7 protein-coding genes, 1 tRNA gene and 1 riboswitch are annotated in these 6,454 nt (G+C 35.0%); all 8 genes read left to right on the top strand.

Features of this window, described 5'->3' with window-relative positions:
* Window positions 1-68: 68 nt before the first annotated feature.
* A riboswitch (FMN riboswitch) is annotated at window positions 69-199 on the top strand.
* 123 nt (window positions 200-322) lie between these two features.
* The 8 genes from ribD (at window position 323) to J5G60_RS15450 (ending at window position 6,291) form a co-directional block, all read left to right on the top strand.
* Window positions 323-1,420 carry a bifunctional diaminohydroxyphosphoribosylaminopyrimidine deaminase/5-amino-6-(5-phosphoribosylamino)uracil reductase RibD gene (gene ribD / locus J5G60_RS15485; protein ID WP_150358781.1) on the top strand — a complete coding sequence of 366 codons (1,098 nt, stop codon included), beginning with the start codon at window positions 323-325 and terminating at the stop codon, window positions 1,418-1,420.
* Entirely contained in the window at window positions 1,421-2,065 is a 645-nt protein-coding gene (locus J5G60_RS15480; RefSeq protein WP_150358775.1) for a riboflavin synthase, read from the top strand.
* 17 nt (window positions 2,066-2,082) lie between these two features.
* The gene (locus J5G60_RS15475; RefSeq protein WP_150358776.1) at window positions 2,083-3,288 is read left to right on the top strand and encodes a bifunctional 3,4-dihydroxy-2-butanone-4-phosphate synthase/GTP cyclohydrolase II; all 1,206 of its coding nucleotides are present in this window, start codon (window positions 2,083-2,085) and stop codon (window positions 3,286-3,288) included.
* Between the two features lie 19 nt (window positions 3,289-3,307).
* On the top strand, window positions 3,308-3,772 hold the full coding sequence (gene ribH / locus J5G60_RS15470) for a 6,7-dimethyl-8-ribityllumazine synthase (RefSeq protein WP_150358777.1): 465 nt from the start codon (window positions 3,308-3,310) through the stop codon (window positions 3,770-3,772).
* Between the two features lie 228 nt (window positions 3,773-4,000).
* A complete protein-coding gene (locus J5G60_RS15465; protein ID WP_150358778.1) occupies window positions 4,001-4,555 on the top strand; it encodes a hypothetical protein in 555 nt (184 codons plus the stop codon).
* Window positions 4,556-4,626: 71 nt separating this feature from the next.
* Window positions 4,627-5,442 (top strand): alpha/beta fold hydrolase, encoded by an 816-nt coding sequence (locus tag J5G60_RS15460; RefSeq protein ID WP_150358779.1) that lies wholly within the window; start codon window positions 4,627-4,629, stop codon window positions 5,440-5,442.
* Window positions 5,443-5,530: 88 nt separating this feature from the next.
* Window positions 5,531-5,607, top strand: a tRNA-Arg gene (locus J5G60_RS15455).
* Window positions 5,608-6,045: 438 nt separating this feature from the next.
* On the top strand, window positions 6,046-6,291 hold the full coding sequence (locus tag J5G60_RS15450; protein WP_150358780.1) for a PepSY domain-containing protein: 246 nt from the start codon (window positions 6,046-6,048) through the stop codon (window positions 6,289-6,291).
* Window positions 6,292-6,454 lie beyond the last annotated feature (163 nt).

The raw sequence follows: 6,454 nt of genomic DNA, 5'->3' as shown, positions 1-6,454 counted from the left end.
ATTATAAATATAAATCTGTTTTAATATTGAGTTTTTAATAAATTTGAGTTTTGATAAAAGTTAATAATGAAGATCTTCAGGGCAGGGTGAAATTCCCGATCGGCGGTATAGTCCGCGAGCGCGTGAACGCAGGTGTGAAAGCACAGGACTTGGTGAAATCCCAAGACCGACAGTAAAGTCTGGATGGAAGAAGATATATTTTGTTTGATCTGAAATGTTTTCAATTTCAGAGTCTTTTCTTCGCAAGAAAAGCCCTGTATGAACTTATAGTTTATATAGGGCTTTTTTTGTATTTTTTTTATACGGAGGAGATGTGATGGTATTGGAAGATTCAAAATATATGAGATATGCAATTGCTTTGGCAAGAAAAGGTGAAGGCTGGGTTAATCCAAATCCGATGGTGGGAGCAGTTGTTGTAAAAGAAAATAGAATCATTGGAGAGGGATATCATGAGGTATGTGGAAAACCTCATGCTGAGCGCAATGCACTTGCCAGCTGTATTGAATCAGCAAAAGGAGCAACTTTATATGTAACGCTAGAACCATGCTGCCATTATGGAAGAACTCCTCCCTGTACAGATGCCATTATAAAGGCAGGTATTACAAAAGTAGTGGTTGGTTCCAGTGATCCAAATCCTAAAGTGTCTGGTAAGGGTATTTCAATTTTACGCAGAGCTGGAATTGTGGTAAAAGAGGGTGTGTTGAAAGAAAAATGTGATGAATTGAATACTGTTTTTTTTCATTATATTGTTACTGGTACTCCATATGTTGTTATGAAATATGCCATGACGGCTGATGGAAAGATAGCTACCGTTACTGGTGATTCTAAATGGGTTACGGGGAAAGCAGCCCGGAAGCATGTCCAGCAATTACGTCACAAATATAGTGCTATTATGGTTGGAATTGGAACTGTCTTAAAAGATGATCCGCTGCTTACATGTCGATTGAAAAATAGCAGAAATCCAATTCGAATTATCTGTGACAGCCACCTTCGCATTCCGATGGATAGTCAGATTTGTCGTACAGCAAAGGAGGTACATACTATTTTAGCAACTACTGTAACTGACGAAACTAAAATTTCAAAATTAAAATCGCTTGGTATTACTGTCTTAACCGTATCAGGCAAAGATGAAATGGTGAACTTGCCTATATTAATGCAAAAGCTTGGTCAGCTTGAGATAGACAGCATCTTACTTGAAGGAGGAAGTGCTTTAAACTACAGTGCATTAAAAGCTGATTTAGTTCAGGAAGTATATGCATATATTGCACCTAAAATTTTTGGCGGTAAAGACGCAAAAACGCCAGTGGAAGGAGATGGTGTTTTATCACCGGAACAGTGCTTTCAATTTACTGCTCCTGAGATATCTGTTCTTGATGGTGATTTGATGTTGAGGTTTAAATTTGTGAGGAGGAAAGTATAAATGTTTACTGGAATTATTGAAGAAATTGGACAAGTACATCAAGCTATTTTTGATGGAAGTTCGTCAAAAATTTCAATTTACGCCCAAACTATTTTAGAGGATACTAGGCCGGGAGACAGCATTGCTGTAAATGGAGTTTGCCTTACTGTTATCTCTTTAAGCGAAGGAGAGTTTACTGCTGATGTTATGCCGGAGACATTGAGGAAAAGTAATTTGGGCAGATTGCACAGTTCCGATTCGGTCAATCTGGAACGGGCTGTGGCTATTGATGGACGTCTTGGAGGACACTTTGTGTTGGGACATATTGATGATACTGGAGTAATTTGCAAAATGGAGAAAGAAAAAAATGCTGTCTGGATAACTATAAAAGCATCTCCAGAAGTAATGGAGTTGATTGTTGAAAAAGGTTCCATTGCCGTTGATGGCGTTAGTTTAACGGTAGCTAATGTAGAAAATTATAAATTTCAGGTATCTATTGTTCCCCATACAGGACAGCAGACGACGTTGCTGGAGAAAAGGACTGGTGATGTTGTAAATTTGGAAAATGATATAGTTGGGAAATATGTGAAAAAACTTTTTTACTTAAAGGCCAATGAACCTTTAGGCGGTATTACATTTGATTTTTTAAAGCAGAATGGATTTTAAAGAGGAGGTTGAAAGATATGCAATATAATACTATTTCAGAAGCACTCAAGGAATTACGTGCAGGAAAGATTATTCTTGTTACAGATGATAAGAACAGAGAGAATGAAGGTGATTTAATTTGTGCTGGTGAACATGCAACCTGTGAAAATGTAAATTTTATGGCTACTTATGCAAAAGGACTAATCTGTATGCCTATGAATGAACAGTTTGGCCTCAAATTGGGGCTGCCTCAAATGGTTACAGAAAATACGGATAATCATTCCACAGCTTTTACTGTTTCAATTGATCACGTTAGTACAACTACTGGTGTTTCAGCCGAGGAGCGATCTATTACAGCTATGAAGTGTGTACAAGATAATGCGAAACCTGGGGATTTTCGCAGGCCAGGTCATATGTTTCCTCTTATTTCGCGTCGTGGTGGAGTATTGACACGCGGTGGTCATACAGAAGCGACTGTCGATCTAATGAGATTGGCTGGGCTGAAAGAATGTGGACTTTGCTGTGAGGTTATGGCAGATAACGGTAAGATGATGCGTACAACCCAATTAAAAGAATTCGCAGAGAAACACCATCTCGTATTTATAACTATTCATGATTTGCAGAATTACTGCCGCCGTCATGATAAGCATGTTGTGCATATGGCAAGTGCAAAGCTTCCAACTTTATATGGAAATTTTCAAATTCATGGATATGTAAACGACCTTACTGGTGAACATCATGTTGCTTTGGTAAAGGGAGAAATTGGAAATGGTGAAAATCTTTTGTGTAGAGTCCATTCCGAATGCCTTACGGGAGATGTATTTGGATCCCTCCGATGTGATTGTGGTCAACAACTTATTTCTGCGATGAAGCAAATACAGAATGAAGGTAGGGGAATTCTTCTATATATGAGTCAGGAAGGGCGAGGTATAGGGTTGATTAATAAACTCAAAGCTTATGAATTACAGGAAAAAGGCAGGGATACTGTGCAGGCAAACCTGGAATTAGGATTTGCTCCTGATTTACGCGAATATTGGATAGGAGCACAGATTCTCCAAGACTTGGGGGCAAAAAAAATTCGCCTGTTGACAAACAATCCGAAAAAAATTTATGGCCTGGAAGGCTTTGGGGTCGAAATCATAGAAAGAATACCCATTGAAATTGCACCTCAGCGGGAAGATATAGATTATCTTAGGACAAAAAAGAAAAAAATGGGTCATCTATTTAGTAATATTAATTATTAAAATAAGGAGGATATTTTAAATGAAAATTATTGAAGGAAAAGTTGTTGCGGAAAAAATTCATGTGGGAATAGTGGCTTCTAGATTTAATGAATTTATTGTTGATAAGCTTTTATCAGGGGCAGTAGACGGGCTTGTAAGACACGGTGTTTCAGATGAAAATATAACGGCAGCTTGGGTACCTGGGGCTTTTGAAATCCCATTAATTGCAGACAGGATGGCTCAGTCTGGGAAATATGATGCTGTCATCTGTTTGGGGGCTGTAATACGTGGTTCTACTTCTCACTATGATTATGTGTGTAATGAGGTTTCCAAGGGAATTGCACGGGTTACACTGGAAACTAAAATTCCTGTGATTTTTGGTGTGCTTACAACTGAAAATATAGAACAGGCAATTGAAAGAGCTGGTTCCAAGGCTGGCAATAAAGGTTATGATTCCGCGCTTTCAGCTATAGAGATGGTGAATTTAATTTCTCAAATAAAATGAGGATTGTTTTAAAGTATTTTAAAATTTGAATGCTGGAGACTTATAGGCTCCAGCATAAAACAAGTATCAATATATTGAAGGGCAATTATTAGTTTATACAAGATTAAATATTTGATAACTTATAAAGGTAGTATACGTTTAATTTAGATTATTATACTGAAAATGATTATAAAGTATAAAAAATATGATAAACTTAATTGTGGATTAAAAAGTATTGGAGGCATGAAAGTGAAAATAGAGAATGTTAAAATATATGATCTGAAGGAAAGTATAAAGGCAAGTAAATACCCTATGGCAGTAGATATTGATAGATGTAATTCTGATATTACAGATACAGTTAAAAATTTAGCTCATTCACCTAAAGGTGAAGCCCATGATCAGTTTTTATCAGGAATACGGGTTGCTTTTGATTTAACTTTCAGTAATAAGGCATGGGTCGAGCTTGAAAGGTATAGATTTATTACTTTTGTAAGCAGTCAAAGTACAATGCACAGAATAGCAAAATTTGACTTGTCAAAACAGTATAATAAATATGTAGATAAAAGGATAATTGATATTATGGAAGAATTAAAGAATACATATAATAAAACTCATGATATAGAAGATTATTTGAAACTTTTGTATTCTAACCCGTCAGGATTTGAACTTACTGCAAGGTTGACAACTAATTATAGGTGCCTAAAAGGTGTTTACAGTCAAAGGAAAAACCACAGGTTACCGGAATGGCGAGAATTTTGTAAATGGATTGAAAGTTTACCTTTTTCAAGGGAATTAATAATTTAAAAAATTTTTCATTTATTTGCTTTTAATAGAATAGAATTTAATAGATAATTTTATTAAAAGGGAGTATTTGTATGGGATATTATGTTAAGGTAGAATCGAATGTAAAAATTTATATAGAAGATCCTAATCCAGAGGGAGAAAAAACAATCTTATTTTTACATGGATGGCCTGGGAGCCATAAATTGTTTGAATATCAGTTTAATAAACTTTTGCAGGAAGGATATCGATGCATTGGAATGGATCAGAGAGGATTTGGTGAATCAGATAAACCTTTTATGGGATATGATTATGATCGATTATCAGATGATATCAGAGAGGTTGTCGAGGTACTTAAGTTAAAAAAGTTTGTATTAGCAGGACATTCTACAGGTGGGGCCATTGCCATAAGGTATATGGCTAGACATAGTGGGTATGAAGTGTCTAAGCTTGCTCTTTTTGCAGCAGCAGCTCCTAGTCTTATTCAACGTCCATATTTTCCATATGGTTTAAAAAAAGAAGATGTAATTGAAATTATTAAACAGACATATAGTGATAGACCTCAAATGCTGAGACAATTTGGTGGTATGTTTTTCTTCCAGATTGTAACTCAGTCTTTCTCAGATTGGTTTTTCCAGATTGGACTGCAGGCAGCGAGCTGGGCTACTGCTGCGGTTGCAAATTCTTGGTTAAATGAAGAAAATTTATTTTCCGACATGAAAAAAATAAATGTTCCAACTTTAATTCTTCATGGGATTCATGATAGAGTTTGCCTCTTTCCGCTTGCAGAAGCACAAAATCAAGGAATTAAAAATTCTAAGCTTGTATTATTTAAATATAGCGGTCATGGATTATTTTATGATGAACGTGATAAATTCAACAGTGAATTAATAAAATTTATTGATGAATAAGAAATTATTTGATGGTAGTTTTTCCATATAAAGTTTTTAACAAATTGATCTTGGGCACTATTTGTGTTAGAATAATTATGTTAAACTTGCGTCAGTAGCTCAGTTGGATAGAGCAGTTGGCTACGGACCAGCGTGCCGGGGGTTCGAATCCTCTCTGACGCACCAAAGACATTGATATAAGCAGGTTTCCAGAGATGGGAATTTGCTTATATTTTTAATTTAACACAGGAAAAAACCCTAATACGATTTAGAATTGGTTTCCTTAACTGTATTATAAATAAGCACTGTTAAATTAGTGCTTATTTTAATAATGTTTACAAATAGTTGTTATATATGATATTAAATTGTAACAAGTATGATATATAATTATAAATATACCATGAAGATAAGCTTCCATGATTGCAAGTGTAAATTGGTGTCTGCGGTTGCAGGGCACTTTAAATTTAAATGCAACCACAACAAGGCCACATATAAATAGAGCCTATCAACCATTTATAAAATAAGCATCCGTAATTAGGGTGCTTATTTGTATGGAGAAAGGAACTAATAATATTGTATTTGAATATAATAATTGAGTAAATAATAAAATGAAAGATGATTAATATGAGGTGTCCTTTCTATAATAATTTATGGGATAATTATTGGAGACAATACCGCATAAGTGCTGAAACAGCTGTACAAATTGCATTGCAAAGAGTACCGGGGCAAGTATTAAGAGTTGAAGTAGATACTGAAGATGGCTTATTGGTCTACGAAGTTTACATTAGAACTACTAGTGGGATAATATATGAGGTTACAATAAACGCTAATACAGGAGAAATACTTGATGTAGATAGGCAAAATGATTAATTTGAGAGCTCATAACGGGGCTCTTTTATTATACAGAAAACAGGTGATAGGTATGGAAAAAGAGAAAAGAAGAAAGTCTATTATAGATTTTTTATTTTGTCCTAAATATTAAGAAATATGGTAATATTAATTTATAAAAGAATTCAAGTATTAAAAATAATAC

The sequence above is a fragment of the Clostridium sp. HV4-5-A1G genome (assembly GCF_900184915.1).
Lineage (GTDB): Bacteria > Bacillota > Clostridia > Clostridiales > Clostridiaceae > Clostridium_B > Clostridium_B aromativorans.
The sequence above is the reverse complement of the archived record's forward strand: the minus strand, read 5'-3'. Positions and strand labels throughout refer to the sequence as shown.